The sequence below is a fragment of the Streptomyces sp. NPDC059567 genome (assembly GCF_042735655.1).
In the GTDB taxonomy this organism is placed as follows: Bacteria; Actinomycetota; Actinomycetes; order Streptomycetales; family Streptomycetaceae; genus Streptomyces.
Map to the genome: position 1 here is coordinate 118,697 of NZ_JBHWBS010000007.1, position 16,937 is coordinate 135,633.

The 16,937-nt window shown below is 71.3% G+C and carries 14 protein-coding genes and 1 pseudogene; 12 read left to right on the forward strand and 3 right to left on the reverse strand.

Features of this window, described 5'->3' with window-relative positions; genetic code table 11:
* Positions 1 to 308, forward strand: a 308-nt coding sequence (locus tag ACFVZW_RS06150) for a sigma factor-like helix-turn-helix DNA-binding protein (protein WP_384517401.1), incomplete at its 5' end; no start/stop codon positions are given.
* 26 nt (positions 309 to 334) lie between these two features.
* On the forward strand, positions 335 to 988 hold the full coding sequence (locus ACFVZW_RS06155) for a hypothetical protein (protein ID WP_384517403.1): 654 nt from the start codon (positions 335 to 337) through the stop codon (positions 986 to 988).
* Between the two features lie 19 nt (positions 989 to 1,007).
* On the opposite strand, the gene xylA is transcribed toward ACFVZW_RS06155, so the two are convergent.
* A complete protein-coding gene (gene xylA / locus ACFVZW_RS06160; RefSeq protein ID WP_384517405.1) occupies positions 1,008 to 2,201 on the reverse strand; it encodes a xylose isomerase in 1,194 nt (397 codons plus the stop codon).
* A 146-nt stretch (positions 2,202 to 2,347) separates the two neighbouring features.
* Here xylA and xylB point away from each other — a divergent pair, with 146 nt between their 5' ends.
* From xylB to ACFVZW_RS06175, 3 genes and pseudogenes are all read left to right on the forward strand, one after another.
* Positions 2,348 to 3,826 carry a xylulokinase gene (gene xylB, locus ACFVZW_RS06165; RefSeq protein ID WP_384517408.1) on the forward strand — a complete coding sequence of 493 codons (1,479 nt, stop codon included), beginning with the start codon at positions 2,348 to 2,350 and terminating at the stop codon, positions 3,824 to 3,826.
* A gap of 66 nt (positions 3,827 to 3,892) precedes the next feature.
* A pseudogene (locus ACFVZW_RS06170) lies at positions 3,893 to 4,072 on the forward strand (hypothetical protein); the annotation flags it as partial.
* Complete coding sequence (locus tag ACFVZW_RS06175; RefSeq protein ID WP_384517411.1) at positions 4,060 to 4,200, forward strand: Beta-galactosidase C-terminal domain; 141 nt, start codon at positions 4,060 to 4,062, stop codon at positions 4,198 to 4,200. The pseudogene ACFVZW_RS06170 and the gene ACFVZW_RS06175, both read left to right, overlap by 13 nt.
* A 188-nt stretch (positions 4,201 to 4,388) precedes the next feature.
* Here the strand turns inward: ACFVZW_RS06175 and ACFVZW_RS06180 are convergent, their stop codons facing one another.
* Together ACFVZW_RS06180 and ACFVZW_RS06185 are read right to left on the reverse strand one after the other, a co-directional pair.
* Positions 4,389 to 5,453 carry a LacI family DNA-binding transcriptional regulator gene (locus ACFVZW_RS06180; protein ID WP_384517413.1) on the reverse strand — a complete coding sequence of 355 codons (1,065 nt, stop codon included), beginning with the start codon at positions 5,451 to 5,453 and terminating at the stop codon, positions 4,389 to 4,391.
* Positions 5,454 to 5,708: 255 nt separating this feature from the next.
* Positions 5,709 to 7,277, reverse strand: coding sequence for a polysaccharide lyase family 1 protein (locus ACFVZW_RS06185; RefSeq protein WP_384517416.1), 1,569 nt, complete (start codon positions 7,275 to 7,277; stop codon positions 5,709 to 5,711).
* Between the two features lie 202 nt (positions 7,278 to 7,479).
* Here ACFVZW_RS06185 and ACFVZW_RS06190 point away from each other — a divergent pair, with 202 nt between their 5' ends.
* From ACFVZW_RS06190 to ACFVZW_RS06220, 7 genes are all read left to right on the forward strand, one after another.
* A complete protein-coding gene (locus tag ACFVZW_RS06190) occupies positions 7,480 to 8,988 on the forward strand; it encodes an alpha-N-arabinofuranosidase (RefSeq protein WP_384517419.1) in 1,509 nt (502 codons plus the stop codon).
* Between the two features lie 212 nt (positions 8,989 to 9,200).
* A complete protein-coding gene (locus ACFVZW_RS06195; RefSeq protein ID WP_384517422.1) occupies positions 9,201 to 10,484 on the forward strand; it encodes an ABC transporter substrate-binding protein in 1,284 nt (427 codons plus the stop codon).
* Entirely contained in the window at positions 10,484 to 11,509 is a 1,026-nt protein-coding gene (locus ACFVZW_RS06200) for a carbohydrate ABC transporter permease (RefSeq protein ID WP_384517425.1), read from the forward strand. Before ACFVZW_RS06195 ends, ACFVZW_RS06200 begins: the two co-directional genes overlap by 1 nt.
* Entirely contained in the window at positions 11,506 to 12,405 is a 900-nt protein-coding gene (locus tag ACFVZW_RS06205) for a carbohydrate ABC transporter permease (protein WP_384517428.1), read from the forward strand. Before ACFVZW_RS06200 ends, ACFVZW_RS06205 begins: the two co-directional genes overlap by 4 nt.
* Positions 12,406 to 12,414: 9 nt before the next feature.
* Positions 12,415 to 12,978 (forward strand): hypothetical protein, encoded by a 564-nt coding sequence (locus tag ACFVZW_RS06210; protein WP_384517431.1) that lies wholly within the window; start codon positions 12,415 to 12,417, stop codon positions 12,976 to 12,978.
* A gap of 123 nt (positions 12,979 to 13,101) precedes the next feature.
* On the forward strand, positions 13,102 to 15,840 hold the full coding sequence (locus ACFVZW_RS06215) for a Tat pathway signal sequence domain protein (RefSeq protein WP_384517434.1): 2,739 nt from the start codon (positions 13,102 to 13,104) through the stop codon (positions 15,838 to 15,840).
* 12 nt (positions 15,841 to 15,852) lie between these two features.
* Positions 15,853 to 16,908: a rhamnogalacturonan acetylesterase gene (locus ACFVZW_RS06220; protein ID WP_384517436.1), complete on the forward strand. Its 1,056-nt coding sequence runs from the start codon at positions 15,853 to 15,855 to the stop codon at positions 16,906 to 16,908.
* The last annotated feature ends 29 nt before the right edge of the window (positions 16,909 to 16,937 follow it).

The following is a 16,937-nucleotide window of genomic DNA, read 5'->3' on the forward strand; positions in this document are numbered from 1 at the left end:
GCCGACCCCGCCGCGCGGGCGGTGCGCGGCGCGGCGGGGGGGTGTTCGGGCCCCGGCGCTCCCCCGGGGTCGACCACCCCGCGGGGCCGGGGGGCGCCCACGTCCGGACCGCTCTACGGGCCCTGCCGTTCCGCAAGCGCGCCTGTGTGGTCCTGCGCCATGCCTTCGACCTGTCGGAGCGGGACACGGCACAGGTCCTCGGCGTCTCGGTCGGTACGGTGAAGAGCCAGACCTCCAAGGGCATGGCCGAGCTGCAGCGCGTGCTCGGGCCCGGGGCGGCGTCGGAACTGGCCGGGAGGCAGGCGTGAGGGGCGAGGGAGTGGGGAATGAGCGCGTGACGAACGAGGACGAGCTGCGCGCACGGCTGCGGGAGGCGGCCGAGGCGCACCGTCCCGACCGTGCCCGGATGCTGGCCCGGGTCGAGCGCGGCATGGCCGCGGACGCGCTCGCCGCCCCCGCACGGCCCCTCCGGCCGGTGCCCTGGCTGAGGGTGGCCGGGGCGGCCGTGGCCGTCGCCGGGATCTTCGCCGCTGGGGGCTACGCCGTCACCGCGCTGTCCGACCAGTCCCGCTCGGTCTCCGCGGCAGGCGCCGAACCGCGGCTGCGGGCCGAAGGCGTGATCGACCCCGGCAGTAACCGCTACTGGGCGCAGAGCGACCTCACCGTCACGACCTCGACCCCGCTGTCCGGGCTCGTCGTCGAGCTGCGGGTCGCCCAGACCGGCGGCGTCGCCTCCACCGGCAACTGGCGCTCTCTGCCTGCCGAGGACTTCACCGTCTCGGTACGGGAGGACGGCGGCGCCCTCGTCTACCGCTGGACCCTGACCGCGGGACGTACCGTCCCGGCCGGACGCCATGTGTTCGCCGGCCAGTACAACCACGCCGAGGGCGGGCGCGAGGCCGGATCCGACACGTACACGGTCACGGCGACGGACACGTCCGGTCACCGGGCCTCCGCACGCGGCGGCTTCGCGCCCACCACTCCGTAGCGGCCTGTCGGCAGCCGGGTCAGCGGACCGCCAGAAGGTGCTCCAGAGCCAGCTGGTCCAGGCGCTCGAAGGCCATCGAGCGACCGGCGGCCGCGGCCGGGTCGAAGGTCTCGTACGCGGTGGGGTCGGCGAGCAGCCCCGCGAGGCCGTCGGCGGCCGTGGGGGTCGCCAGCTCCGGGAGCCGGGAGGCGACCAGCGCCTCCTGGACCTCCGGGTCGGCGCGGAAGGCGGCCGCGCGCTCCTTGAGGATCAGGTAGTTGCGCATGCAGTTCTTCGCGGACTCCCACACCCCGTCGAAGCCGTCGGTGCGCACCGGCTTGAAGTCGAAGTGCCGCGGCCCCTCGTACCCGGCGCTCTCCAGCAGGTCCACCAGCCAGAACGCCTGGCGCAGGTCGCCGGCCCCGAAGCGGAAGTCCTGGTCGTACTTGATGCCGGACTGGCCGTTGAGGTCGATGTGGAAGAGCTTGCCGGCCCACAGGGCCTGGGCGATGCCGTGCGGGAAGTTCAGCCCGGCCATCTGCTCGTGGCCCGTCTCCGGGTTGACGCCGACCAGCTCCGGCCGCTCCAGGCGCTCGATGAACGCGAGCGCGTGTCCGATCGTCGGCAGCAGGATGTCGCCGCGCGGCTCGTTCGGCTTGGGCTCGATCGCGAAACGCAGATCGTAGCCCTGCTCGGTGACGTACCGGCCGAGCAGGTCGAAGGCCTCCTTCATCCGGTCGAGCGCCACCCGCACGTCCTTGGCCGCGCCGGACTCGGCGCCCTCCCGGCCGCCCCAGGCGACATAGGTCGTGGCGCCCAGCTCGACGGCCAGGTCGATGTTCCGGATCGTCTTGCGGAGCGCGAAACGGCGCACGTCGCGGTCGTTGGCGGTGAAGCCGCCGTCCTTGAACACAGGGTGCGTGAAGAGGTTGGTGGTGGCCATCGGCACCTTCAGGCCGGTGCTCTCCAGCGCGGCCCGGAAGCGCTTGACCACACCCTCGCGCTCGGTCTCCGAAGCGCCGAAGGGGATCAGGTCGTCGTCGTGGAACGTGACGCCGTACGCACCGAGCGCGGCGAGCCGCTCGACCGACTCGACCGGGTCGAGCGCGGGGCGGGTGGCGTCGCCGAAGGGGTCGCGGCCCTGCCAGCCGACGGTCCACAGGCCGAAGGTGAACCGGTCCTCGGGGGTGGGGGTGAACCGGTCTCCGGGGGTGGGGGTGAGGCGTTCCGCCATGCTCTGTCCCTCTTTGCTGCTCGGCCGCGGCGAACACGGCGAAGTGATACGCGGCCAGGTCTGGCCCGGGTATTTGTTTTCTGAGATAACTAATACGGCAACGTGCGAGAGCGCGCCAGAGGCCGAGTCGAGGAAAGGTGAACGCCATGCCGGCGACACACCCCGTGGTGATCGGTGTGGACAGCTCCACGCAGTCCACCAAGGCAGCCGTGGTCGATGCCGCCACCGGCGCCCTGCTCGCGGTCGGCCGCGCCGGGCACACCGTCATCGGCACCGGCGGCGCGCGCGAGAGCGACCCCGAACAGTGGTGGTCCGCCCTCGGCGAGGCCGTCGCCCGGGGACTGAAGGAAGCCGGGGTCGCGGCCTCCGCCGTCACCGGGATCGCGGTCGCCGGACAGCAGCACGGCCTGGTCGTCCTCGACCCGGGCGGCCGTCCCCTGCGCCCGGCACTGCTCTGGAACGACACCCGCTCCGCGCCGCAGGCCGCCGACCTCACCGACGCGCTCGGCGGCCCCGGCGCCTGGCTGACACGGACCGGCTCGGTGCCCGTCGCCTCCATGACGGCCGCCAAGTGGCAGTGGCTGTGCGAGCACGAGCCCGCCACCGCCGAGGCGACGGCGGCGGTCCGGCTGCCGCACGACTTCCTCACCGAGCGGCTCAGCGGCGTCGCCGCCACCGACCCCGGGGACGCCTCGGGCACCTGCTGGTACTCCACCGCCGACGGCGCCTACGACCCCGCGCTCCTGCAACTCCTCGGCCTCGCACCGGAGTCGCTCCCCGTCGTCGCCCCGAGCGGCGCCACCCGCGTCGGCACCCTCACCCCCGCCGCCGCCGCGACGCTCGGCCTCCCGGACGGCATCGCCGTCGCCGCCGGAACCGGCGACAACATGGCCGCCGCCGTCGGACTCGGCCTCGGCGGCGCCGGACACCTGGACCACCCCGTCGTCAGCCTCGGCACCTCCGGCACCGTCTTCGCCGCCACCCGCACCCGCCCCGCCGCCCCCGGGCTCGCCGGCTTCGCCGCCGCCGACGGCACCTTCCTCCCGCTCGGCTGCACCCTCAACTGCACCCTCGCCGTGGACAGGTTCGCCGACCTCCTCGGCCTCGACCGCGAGGACGCCGTCCCCGGCGACGGACTCGTCGTCCTGCCGTACCTCGACGGCGAACGCACCCCAGACCTGCCGCACGCCGCCGGACTCCTCACCGGGCTGCGCCACACCACCACCCCGCGCGCCATCCTCGGCGCGGCCTACGAAGGCGCTGCCTTCACCGTCCTGCGCGCCCTCGACGAACTCCTCGCCGCCTGCGGGCTCGACCCCGCCGACCCGAAGGTCCGGGACCGTCCGCTGCGCCTGATCGGCGGCGGCGCCCGGGGCAGGGCATGGACGCAGACCGTCCGCCGGCTCTCCGGACGGCCCCTGATCGTCCCGTACGCGACCGAGCTCGTCGCCCTCGGAGCCGCCGCCCTCGCCGCCGCGGCCGCCTCCGGCGAGGACCCGGTCGCCGTGGCCACCGCCTGGGCCACCGGCCAGGGCGAACTGCTGCCGGCATCGGCCAGGGACCACGAGACCTGGGACCGCATCGCCGGGACGCTCGAACGCGCCACTCCCACCCTGCTGTCCTGACGTCACCCGGGACCGACCTCCCTGGCGTCCCCATCCCCGCACCGCACCAGAGCGACGAGGATCACGATGAAGTTCACCAACGGCTTCTGGCTCATGCGAGAAGGCGTCCGCGCCTCCTACGCCACCGAAGTGCGCGATCTGCACGTGAGCGCCGACCACTTCACCGCGTACGCCTCCGTCAAGCGCGTCGAGTCGCGCGGCGACACGCTCAACTCGGCGCTGATCACCGTGGAATGCTTCTCGCCCACCACGGCCGGGAGGAGACCGCCGTCACCGTCCCGGGCCACCACCACGATCTGCTCACCGGGGCGACCGTCGAGGGCGCCCTGCGCCTCGGCCGGCACGGAGCGGCCGTACTCAAGGAGGCGCCGTGATCCACGGGACATGGGAGGGACGGCCCGCCGTCGTCCGCCCGACCCGTACCGGTCGGATCGACCCCAGGACTCCCGCCGCCGCGCGCCCTCTCGACCTGCGCACCGGCGAGAGCCGCGTCCTCACGCCGTGCGACGCGGCGGAGCCTCGTCCTCCGGCGGCCTCGACTTCCGGGCGAACAACCTGACCGTCAGCGTCGGCTGAGCCGCCGCGCCGACTCCTCCGTCCTGGCGTTCGTCCGCGGTTTCGTCGGCGCCGGGCCCGAGCTGTCCCGCACGGTCAGCTCGGGCGCGAGGAGCGCCACGTCGTCGTCGCCCTCGGCACCGCCGAGCTTCGCCACGAGCCGCTCCACCGCCCGCCGTCCCAGCTCCTGCGCGGGGATGGCGACCGAGGTGAGACGTACGGAGGCCTGCGCCGCGACCTGCTCGGGACAGACCGCGACGACGGAGACGTCCTCCGGCACCGCCCGCCCGTCGCGGCGCAGCAGCGCGAGGAGGGGCTCCACCGCGGCCTCGTTCTGCACGACGAGCGCGGTGGTGCCGGGCCGCTCGTCGAAGACGCGGCCGAGGGTGGCGAGGACCGCCTCGTAGCTGCCCTCGCAGGGGCGGTGGAGAACGCGCAGACCGAGCTGGTCCGCGCGGCCGCGCAGCCCGCTGAGGGTCCGCTCCGCGAAGCCGGTGTGCCGCTCGTAGACGCCGGGCGCCTCGCCGATGACGGCGATCTCGCGATGCCCGAGGCCGGCGAGGTGCTCGGCGCAGAGCGCGCCGCCCGCGGCGAAGTCCAGGTGGACGCAGGTGAGTCCGGTGGGATCGGCCGGGAGGCCGACCAGCACGGAGGGCCGGCCGCAGGTACGGAGCAGGGGGAGGCGCTCGTCCTGGAGCTCGACGTCCATCAGGATCAGCGCCTCGGCGAGACCGCTCCCGGTGACGCGTCGGACGGCCGAGACTCCTTCCTCGCCGGTCAGGAGCAGCACGTCGTATCCGTGGGCGCGGGCGGTCGTGGCGACGGAGATGGCGATCTCCATCATCACCGGGACGTACATGTCGGTCCGCAGCGGAACCATCAGAGCGATGATCCGCGACCGGCTGCTGGCCAGGGCGCGGGCGCCGGCATGCGGGTGGTAGCCGAGCCGCTCGATGCTGTCGAGGACGCGGCGCCTCGTGCCCGCCGAGATCGAGCGCTTGCCACTGAGGACGTAGCTCACCGTGCTGGCCGACACCCCGGCATGCCGGGCGACCTGGGCGAGGGTGACCATCCGTTCTCCCGTCCATGGTGAAGCGCTTCGAGAATCTCGCCGCCGCGATGGTCGGTGTGATCAGTGTCGACGGTATCTCCGGCGGAGAGAGGGTGTCCAGAGCGGAACTCAGTGAATCGAAGCGCTTCGACGCGCCTAGCTGCGCTGCGCGTTGCTCGACCTGGCGGGAGGGGGACGTCAAGCACGGCGACGACGGCGGTCGGCCACCCGGCGGAGCGGCCGCCCGTCGATGTCAGGGGTCGCGGACCGCGCCCGCTACCCCGCGTAGGTCTCGAACTCGGCGACCTTCGGTGTGCCGGCCGAGCCGGTGATCTCGAAGGTGACCTTGCTCAGCGAGGTCCGGGGGAAACTGATGGCGCCCGCCCCGCTGCCGGAGGCGAGGACGGCACCCGTGTCGGCGTTGACGACCCGCCAGGACCCGATGGCGCCCACGGAGTCGGACGCCTCCCGGATGGTGATCGCCGAGACGGAGACGGCCGAGCCCCACTTGATCGAGATCGAGCCGGTCGAGCCGGCCGGCGACCAGTAGGTGCTCATGTCACCGTCGCGGACGTTGCCGTAGCTCGTCCCGCTCGCCTTGCCGGAACCGTCGGAGCCGGCGCCGATGCTGAGGTTGGCGCCGGAGGGCTGGGTGGCCGTCGCCGTCGGGGTGGGGGTGGTCGGGGTCGCCGTCGGGCCGGTCGTCGTGGTGCCGGTGGGCGTCGGGGTCGGAGTCTGCGGCGTGCAGGCGCCGTCCGACACCCGCAGACCCTTGCCGGCGCCGGCGGTCTGGCTCACGACGGCCGGCACGCAGGACGCGGCGTCGAGGGGGTAGGCGTACGGGATGGCGACGGTGGTGTTGGACTGCGGGTTCGGCCCGGCGGGGTTGTTGTCGGTGCCCGGGCTGGACCAGGTCACGTTGTCGAAGATGTTGCCGCTGACCTGCCAGTAACCGGCCGCGTCGGTGTAGAACGTGCCCAGGACGTCCTTGGAGTCCTCGAAGTAGTTGTTGTCCACCTTGGCGCGGGCGCCGGCCCGGGAGTTGATGCCGGACTCGTTGAGGCTCACGTAGTGGTTGTTGTACATGTGGGCCGTGCCGCCGCGCAGCAGGGGCGCGCGGGAGTCGATGTTCTCGTACAGGTTGTGGTGGTACGTGATGAAGCCGTTCGAGAGGTCGCTCTCACTGGACCCGACGAGGCCACCACGGCCGGAGTTGCGCAGGGTGCTGTAGGACAGGGTCACGTACTGGGTGTCGTCCTTCATGTCGAAGAGCCCGTCGAAGCCCTCCGACTCCCCACCCGAGGCCTCCAGGGTGACGTGGTCGACCCACACGTTGCGGACGCCGCTCTCCATGCCGATGGCGTCACCACCGTTGGACGTCGGCGAGCCGGACTTCTTGACGTTCTTGACGGTCACGTTCTGGATGACGATGTTGCTGGACTCGCGGATGTGAATGCCCAGTTGGTCGAAGACGGCGCCGGCTCCGACCCCGACGATCGTGACGTTGCTGATCTGCTTGAGCTCGATCACGCCGTCGGCGGTGTTGCAGCTGTCGCCCGACACCTTGGTGGTGTTGGCGTGGTTGACGGTCCCCTCGACCTCGATCGTGATCGGGGTATTGCTACTGGCCCGACCGCACAGGGCGGCATGGATCGCGGTCCCCGTGGTGGCCCGCACGGTCTGCCCGCCGGCCCCGCCGGTGGTCCCGCCGTTCTGTGTCGCGTACCCGGTGGCGCCCCCGGTCGCCGCCGATGCCTCGGGCATCAACAGAACCGCCCCGGTCCCGGCCGCGATGGCCATCGTGGCCATCGCCGCGGACAGTCGCCGTGCGACTGGTCGTCTCATCCTGGTCTCCCTACGACGTCGAGCACCGTCTCTCGGTGCTCCGAGCCGTAGTCGCCACCACCGACCCGGAAGTTGCCGCCCTGCCGGGCGTTCTCTTGACGCGCCAAGTCGCCCGACCTACCGTCCGGTTCGAAGTCACGACTGTTGGTCGATATTTCGAACAACGGGGAGATGGCCCTCCGCCCCGTTCGAAGGGAACCGCATGTCCCGTACCGCTGCCCGACTCACCCTCGACCCGGCCTTCACGGTGGGCCCCGTCGATCCCCGGCTCTTCGGTTCCTTCGTCGAGCACCTCGGTCGCTGCGTCTACACCGGCATCCACGAGCCCGGCCATCCCGCCGCCGACGCCGACGGTCTGCGCACCGACGTGCTCGACCTCGTCCGCGAACTGGGCGTCACCGCCGTCCGCTACCCCGGCGGCAACTTCGTCTCCGGCTACCGCTGGGAGGACGGCGTCGGCCCCGTCGACGAGCGGCCCCGCCGACTCGACCTCGCCTGGCGCTCCACCGAGACCAACCGCTTCGGCCTCGGCGAGTTCATCGCCTTCGTACGGAAGATCGGTCCGCGGGCCGAGCCGATGATGGCCGTCAACCTCGGCACTCGCGGTGTCGCCGAGGCCCTGGACCTCGTCGAGTACGCCAACCACCCGTCCGGCACCGAGCTCTCCGAGCGGCGCATCGCCCACGGCGACAAGGACCCCTTCGGCATCCGGCTGTGGTGTCTGGGGAACGAGATGGACGGGACGTGGCAGACCGGCCACAAGACCGCCGAGGAGTACGGCCGGCTGGCCGCCGAGACCGCCCGCGCCCTCCGCCGGATCGACCCCGGGCTCGAACTCGTCGCATGCGGCAGCTCGCATCGCGGCATGGAGACCTTCGCCGCCTGGGAGGCCACCGTCCTCGCCGAGACCTACGACCTCGTCGACCACATATCCCTCCACGCCTATTACGAGGAGGTCGACGGCGACCGCGACTCCTTCCTCGCCTCCGCCGTCGACATGGAGGCCTTCATCGAAGCCGTCGTCGCCACCTGCGACCACGTCGGCGCCCGGCTCGGATCGTCGAAGAAGATCAACCTCTCCTTCGACGAGTGGAACGTCTGGTACCAGCGCCGGCCCAATCCGCACCCCGTGGAGGACTGGCAGGAGGCCCCGCGCATCCTGGAGGACGTCTACACGGTCACCGACGCCGTCGTCCTCGGCTCGCTCCTCATCGCCCTGCTGCGCCACGCCGACCGGGTGTCCGTGGCCTGTCTCGCCCAACTCGTCAACGTGATCGCGCCGATCATGACCGAGCCCGATGGGGCGGCCTGGCGGCAGACCATCTTCCACCCCTTCGCCCAGGCGTCCCGGTACGGCCGCGGCACGGTTCTCGACGTACGGGTGGACTCGCCGACGTACGAGACCGCACGCTTCGGCGACGTACCGCTGCTGCATGCCACCGCCGTGCGGAACGACGACGGGGGAGTGACCCTCTTCGCGGTCAACCGTGACCGGAACCGGCCGCTCCCGCTCGACGTGACCCTGCACGGCCTGGACCTGAACCGAGTCGTCGAGCACTCGGCGCTCGCCGACGCCGACCCCGAGGCCCGCAACACCGTCGACGAAACCGAGCGGGTCCGCCCGTGTCGCGTGGACGGCACCGCCCTGACGGACGACGGACTGCACACGGTCCTGGAGCCGATGTCCTGGAACGTGATCCGGCTGGCCTGACCCGCCCAGAGACAGCATGAACTGAATCCTTTCAGTTGATGCTGGCCGTTGTCGGAAGTGCACCTGTCCTGGGTTCATCGTCAGGTTAAATCCACCCAGGACAAACCTCAGCAAGCGATCCTGTCCAAAACATTGACGAGCGCGGCGGCCGTCCTTACGTTGTGCCGCAAGCGCTTTCCTAAAACGTTTCAATCGTGCGTGGAGGACGAACAGTGCGTACTCAAGGGACGGTCGACCGACGCGGTCTGCTCAAGGTGGCGGGCGGCTCCCTGGCCGCTCTCGGCCTGACCGCGGCGGGGTGTGGCAACGGCAGCGGCTCGGGCGACGGGACCGTCACCATCCGGTATGCCTGGTGGGGCTCCGACGACCGCGCCAAGCGGATCAACCAGACGATCGCGCTCTTCGAGAAGAAGTACCCGAAGATCAAGGTCAAGACGGACTTCCAGCCCTACACCGACTTCTGGAAGAAGTTCAACACCCAGGCCTCGGGCGGCAATCCGCCGGACGTCTTCCAGAACGCGATCGCCTTCCTGCGCAAGTACGACGCCAAGAACGTCCTGCTCGACCTCCATGAGCAGGCCAAGGCCGGCAATCTGCGCACCGAGGGCTTCCGGGCCGGCCTGGAGAAGTTCGGCGAGGTCGACGGCAAGCTGCTCGGCGTCCCCGTGGGCAGCAACTCGATGGCCCTCGTCATCGACAAGCACGTCTACACCCGGGCGGGCGTCACGCCCCGACAGGGCTGGACCTGGGCCGAGTTCGACGCGGCGATGAAGAAGATCCGCGACACCGGCGGCCGGGCGGGCGACAGCGGCATGTACGGCGTGATGTACCTCTACGACCTGTACCTGCGCCAGCAGGGAAAGGCGTTCTTCACCGAGAAGGGTCTGGGCTTCACCGAGGCCGACCTGACGGACTGGTGGACCAAGGCGGAGCGGGACAGCAAGTCCGGCGTCGTCGCGAACACCAAGAAGGTCGTCCAGGCCAAGCCCAAGTCCGCGGTCACCGCCGACCTCGCCGCCGGCGAGTTCACCTGGGACAACTTCACCAACCGCTACACCGCCGAGGGCAAGAGCGAGTACGGCCTCGCGCCGATCCCCACCACCGACGGCAAGAAGACCGGTCAGTACCTCGGCTCCCTGATGCTCAGCGGCTCCAAGCGCACCAAGCACCCCAAGGAAGTCGCCCAGTTCATCGACTTCATGGTCCACGACCCCGAGGTCGCCAGGATCATGGGTTACGACCGTGGCGTCCCCGCGACCGTCGCGCAGTACGAGGCCTTCCGGCCCACCGACCCGATCGCCAAGGAGATAGCGGCGTACGAGCAGTCCCTGGTCGACGCGGGCGTCCTCGAGCCGATCACCCCGCACCCGGCGGGCGCCGATGTCTGCGAGTCGGCCTTCCTGCGCCTCGCGGAGGAACTGGGTCTCGGCACGCGGTCGGTGGACGAGGCGGTCGAGCAGTTCTTCACCGAGTCGAAGACGGCTCTCGGCAGTTGATGGGATCGACCGTGACCCACGCCCCCGCCGCGGGAGTCGGCACCCCCGCCCCCCAGGGCTCCGGGCCACCGCCCGCGGATCCCGCATCGGACCTCGCCCCGCACCCCGCCGCCGCCCGAGAGCGGCGGGACCGCAGGGAGAACCTGGCCGGCTACCTCTTCATGTCCCCGTGGATAGCGGGGTTCCTGCTGCTGACGGCGGGCCCGATGGTCGCCTCGCTGTACTTCGCGTTCACCGACTACAACCTCTTCGACTCCCCGAGGTGGATCGGTTTCGAGAACTTCACGGAGATGTTCGGCGACCCGCGCTGGCGCCACTCCGTCTCGGTGACGCTCTGGTACGTCGTCATCGGGACGCCGCTCAAGCTGCTTCTCGCTCTCGGGGTGGCGCTGCTGCTCGCCCAGAGCCGACGCGGGCAGGGCTTCTACCGCGCCGCGTTCTACGCTCCCTCGTTGATCGGAGCGAGCGTGTCCGTGGCCATCGTCTGGAAGGCGATCTTCTCCGACGGAGCGGTCGTGGACCGGGCCCAGAGCACGCTGTTCGGCGTGGACGTCGGCGGCTGGATCGGCGACCCCGCGTGGATTCTGTACGCCCTGGTGGCGCTCACCGTCTGGCAGTTCGGCGCACCCATGGTGATCTTCCTGGCCGGCCTCAAGCAGGTCCCGCGCGAGCTGTACGAGGCGGCGGAGGTGGACGGCGCGGGACCCTGGCGCCGGTTCTGGAGCATCACGCTGCCGATGATCTCGCCGGTGCTGTTCTTCAACGTCCTGCTGGAGACCATCCACTCCTTCCAGATCTTCGCCTCGGCCTACATCGTCGGCGGAGGAGCGGGCGGCAACGCCTGCGGTCCGGCGGACGGTTCGCTCGTCTACACCTGTTATCTCTACGTCCAGGGCTTCGAGAACAGTCGGATGGGCCTCGCCTCGGCCATGGCGTGGATGCTGCTCCTCGCCGTCGCGGCGGTCACGGCGGTGCTGTTCTGGTCCCAGAAGCGCTGGGTGCACTACGAGGAGGCGGCTCGATGAGCATGTCCCGTACGGTCCGGCCGGCACGCACCCCGTCGGCCGCGGCCTCGGCCGGCCTCCGGCGCCGGGGCGCGGGCTCGCTCGCCTGGCACGTGGGTTCGCTCGCGGTGCTCGCGGTGGTGCTCTATCCCGTGGTGTGGGTGCTCGGCGCCTCGTTCAAGGAGGGCGACGAGATCGTCGGCAGCCTGGAGCTCTTCCCCACCGATCCCGTCGTCAGGAACTACACCCGGCTGACCGAGGGCATCGCCGACATCCCGGTCTCCACCTTCTTCCTCAACTCCACCGTCCTCGCGGTCGGATCCGTGGCCGGGGTGCTGCTCTCCTCCTCGCTGACGGCGTATGCCTTCGCACGCATCAGGTTCGCGGGACGCAATCTGATGTTCGTGCTGATGATCGGCACCCTGCTGCTGCCGTACCACGTGCTCCTGATCCCGCAGTACGTCCTGTTCCAGAAGATGGACGTCATCGACACCTATACACCGCTGCTCCTGGGCAAGTACCTGGCCGTCGACGCCTTCTTCGTCTTCCTGATGGTCCAGTTCATGCGCAACCTTCCCAAGGAGCTGGACGAGGCGGCCCGGCTGGACGGCTGCGGCCACCTGCGGATCTACTGGTCGATCGTGCTGCCCCTGTGCCGGCCGGCGCTGATCACCAGCGCGATCTTCACGTTCATCAACACCTGGAACGACTTCATGGGCCCGCTGATCTACGTCAACACGCCCGAGAAGTACACCGTGGCCCTGGGGTTGAAGATGTTCGTCGACCAGGAGGGCGTGGCCGACTACGGCGGCATGATCGCGATGTCCCTGGTGGCGCTGCTGCCTGTGCTGCTCTTCTTCCTCGCCTTCCAGCGCTATCTGATCGACGGCATGGCCACGTCCGGGCTCAAGGGCTGAGGAGGATCGATGAGAACGCGCCTCCTCGCACGGTTCGGGGTCTTCGCCGAGTGCCTGCTCGTCGGGGTGTGGATCGCCCTCGCCTCCCTTCCGCTGGTCACCCTGCCCGCGGCGCTGGCCGCCGGGGCGGCGCATCTGCGCCGCTGGACCGGCGAGGTCGAGGGCGGATGGCGGGAGTTCGTGGCGGATCTGCGCTCCGCGATGCGCCGGGGCTGGCTGGTGGGGCTCGCGGCCTGGGCGGCGCTCGTCCTGCTCTGGGCCGACCTCGCCATCGTACGGGCGGGGCTGCCGGGTGGTCGGTTCGTCGGCGCGGTCGGGATCCTGGCGATGCTCACGCTGACCGTGACCGTGTTGCGGGCTTGCACGGCGTGGCGCCCGGACGCCTCCTGGCGCGCCCTGCTGCGCGCCGCCGCCCGCCGCACCCTCGGTGACCCCGCGGGCTCGCTGCTCGTCGTCTGCGGTCTCGGCGTGACCGCTGCCTCGGCCTGGTTCGCGACGCCGCTGGCGGCGCCCGCCCTGGGGATGCTGGTGGCGTCCACGCTCGCGGCGGAACGCCGCACGCGCACGGCCTGACCTGGACTGCGGGCAGCCGGCGCGACGGCGCTGTCCCGAGGCGAGGGCATGCCCCGCTCCAGCGCAACGAAGGCCGCCCCCGCCCAGCCACCATCCATGTCATGACCATGAAAGGACCCCCCTGTGCCCCCCATCCCCCGCCGCTCCCTCCTCAAAGCCGCCGCCGTCGCCGGTGCTGCCGCGCAGGTCAGTTGGGCCCTCGGCCGTGGCGATGCCCAGGCCGCCGCGGCCGCCGCAGCTGCCGAGCAGCCCGCCGCGGATCGGCCCGCGACCATCACCTGGCTCGAGGCCGGCGGCCTCGGCGCCGCGCCCGGATCAACGTTCGGCGTGCCGTGGCCCAAGGGCGCCCACCCCGCGGACCAGGACTTCGCGCTCACCACCGCCGACGGCAAGGCCGTCCCCGTACAGACCTGGACCACCGCCCGCTGGCCTGACGGCTCGCTCAAGTGGACCGCGCACGCGGTCGGCCCCGAGGCCGCCGGCGCGGACCGGTTCACCCTGGCGCCCGGAACCCCCGCCGCGGGACCGAAGGTCACCGTCACCGAGACCGGCCGCCGGATCACCGTCGACACCGGCACCATCAAGGCCGTCATCTCCAAGGACGGCGAGAAGCTCGTCGAATCCGTGACCCGAAGCGGCGTCAGGATCGCCACCGACGGCAGGCTCGTCCTGCTCCGCCAGAGCGACCTCGACGACGGCGACCAGGGCAACGCCACGTGGGAGCGGTTCGACGGCGAGATCGCCGGAGCGACCGTCGAGCAGTCCGGCCCCGTCCGCGCCGTCGTCCGGATCGACGGCAAGCACCGCAAGGCCAGGCGCAGCTGGCTGCCGTTCTCCGTACGCCTCTACTTCTACGCCGGCAGCGAGTCCTTCCGGATGGTGCACACCATCACCTACGACGGGGACCAGAACAAGGACTTCATCCGCGGCCTCGGCGTCCGCTTCACCGTCCCCCTGCGCGACGCCGCCTACGACCGCCACATCCGCATCGCCGGTGAGGGCGAGGGCTTCCTCACCGAGGCCGTCCAGGGCATCACCGGCCTGCGCCGCGACCCCGGCGCCGCCGTCCGCACGGCCCAGGTCAAGGGTGAGAAGCTGCCCGACCCGGCCACCTGGGACCAGCGGGTCACCACCCGGCTGCAGTCCATCCCCACGTGGGGCGACTTCACCCTCGCCCAGCTCTCCGCCGACGGCTTCACCCTGCGCAAGCGCACCACGTCGGGTCACGGTTGGATCCCGGCGGGCGGCGGCGGCAGGGCGAACGGCTTCGGTTACGTCGGCGGGGCCGGCGGCGGACTCTCCTTCGGACTCCGGGACTTCTGGCAGAAGCACCCCGCCCAGCTCGACATCCGGGGCGCCGCCGGCGACGCCGCCGAGGTCACCCTCTGGCTCTGGTCGCCGGAGGCCCAGCCCATGGACCTGCGCTTCTACCACGACGGCATGGGCCAGGACACCTTCCCCGAACAGCTCGAAGGCCTCAACATCACCTACGAGGACTACGAGCCCGGCTTCGGCAGCCCGTACGGCATCGCCCGCACCAGCGAGCTGATGTTCTGGGCCAACGCCGCCACCCCCACCGCCGACACGCTCGTCGCCCAGGCCGCCGCCGTCCGCACCCCGCCCCAGCTCGCCGCGAGCCCCGAGGACCTGACCCGCGCCAAGGTCTTCGGCGGACTCTTCGCGCCCGTCGACCGCTCCACCCCCGCCAAGGCGACCATCGAGGACCACCTCGACTACCTCTTCACGTACTACAAGGACCAGACCGAACAGCGCCGCTGGTACGGCTTCTGGGACTACGGCGACATCATGCACACCTACGACGAGGACCGGCACCAGTGGCGGTACGACGTCGGAGGCTACGCCTGGGACAACTCCGAACTCTCGCCCGACCTCTGGCTCTGGTACGCCTATCTGCGCTCCGGCCGCGCGGACGTGTTCCGCTTCGCCGAGGCGATGACCCGCCACACCGGCGAGGTCGACGTCTACCACCTCGGCACCTGGGCCGGCCTCGGCACCCGCCACGGCGTCCAGCACTTCGCCGACAGCGCCAAGCAGCAGCGCATCTCCACCGCCGTCTACCGCCGCCCGTACTACTTCCTCACCGCCGACGAACGCGTCGGCGACCTCATGCACGCCCTCGTCGACTCGGACGAGACCTTCCTCGTCCTCGACCCCATCCGCAAGATCCGCACCGAGCCGTACACCCCCGACCGGCACGCCCTCTCCATCGGCTTCGGCACCGACTGGAGCGGTCTCGCCGCCGCCTGGCTCACCGAGTGGGAGCGCGGTGGACCCAAGGCCGCCAAGGCCGAGGCCCGGCTGCGCTCCACCATGGAGACCATCGCCGCGCAGCCGAACGGCTTCGTGCAGGGCACGGGACTGTACGACCTCGACACCGGCCGGTTCGCCGTCGCGACCGAGCCCGTCGTCGGCGTCTCCCACCTCTCCGCCATGTTCGGCCTCGTCGAGATGTGCGCCGAGCTGATCGACCTCATCGACATGCCCGCGTTCAAGACGGCCTGGCTCGACTACTGCCGCTACTTCAACGCCACCAAGACCGAACAGGCCGCCCGGTACGGGAAGAACTTCGGCACCCTGCTCCTCTTCCAGGGCCACTCGCGCCAGGACGCCTACGCCGCAGCCCAGTCGAACGACCCGCAGCTCGCCGCCAGGGCGTGGCAGAAGTTCCACGACAGCGACGGATACACGAAAGCCATGGTGTGGGACAAGACCCCGGTCCAGGGCCCGGCCGCGCTGGAGCCCGGCTACGAGCACCTGTGGATCAGCACCAACACCACCGCGTTGTTCGGACTCGCCGCCATCCAGAACCTCGCCCTCATCGGCGACAGCCTTCCGGCGTAGTAAGGAGAGGCCATGACACGCACCACCCGGCTCACCGCCGCCGCGACCGTCGTCGCCGCGCTCACCGCCGCCACCGTCGGCGCCGCCCCCGCCCACGCCGACAGTTCCTACGGCCAGGGCCTCGACCACTGCGCCACCACGGCACCGTACGTCTGCCACTTCGACCTCCCGCCCGGCACGTACCACGTCCAGGTCACCCTCGGCGGGGACACCGCCGGCTCCACGTCCGTCACCGCCGAGACGCGGCGGGCCGTGCTCGCCGAGACGGCCACGGACACCGGGGAGAGGGTCCACCGCTCGTTCACCGTCGACGTGCGCGAGCCCGAGGGCCAGCCGACGGGACCCGCGGGCAGCCCCGGCCTCGACCTGACCTTCGGCGGTACGGCACCGCTCCCCGCCGGAGTGGTCGTCACCCCGGCGCCCGCCGCCCCGCGGATCTTCCTCATCGGGGACTCGACGGTCTGCGACCAGCCGGGACACCCGTACGCCGGCTGGGGCCAGCAGCTGCCGCAGTACCTCAGGCGCGGGGTCGCGGTGGCGAACCACGCCGACTCCGGTGAGAGCACGGTGAGCTACCTCGCCAACCCCGCGCTCTTCCCGACCGTCCGGCCGCTCATCCGCCGCGGCGACCCGGTCCTGATCCAGCTCGCCCACAACGACAAGCAGACGGACGCGGCGACCTACCGCGCCAACCTCACCACCCTCGTCGAGGGCGTACGGGAACGGGGCGGCAGGCCCGTCCTCGTGACCCCGATCGTCCGCCGCTGGTTCAACACCGACGGCACCCTGAACAACGGCACCGCCCTGCTCGTCAACGGCCTCGGCGTGGACCACCCCGCCGAGGTCCGCGGGCTCGCGGCCGACCTCGGCACCCCGCTGATCGACCTCACCGCCCTCACCAAGGCGCGGGTCGAGCGGCTGGGCCCGGAGGCGTCCAAGGCCCTGTACCTGACGGCCGAGAAGAGGGACGACACCCACACCTCGGTGCGCGGGGCCACCGAGTACGCCGCCCTTGTCGTCGACGAACTGAGGGCCCAGAGGATCCTCCCGGAGCGCCTGATCCGCTGAGGGCCGGTCCGCCGGCCGCACCCGCGGGG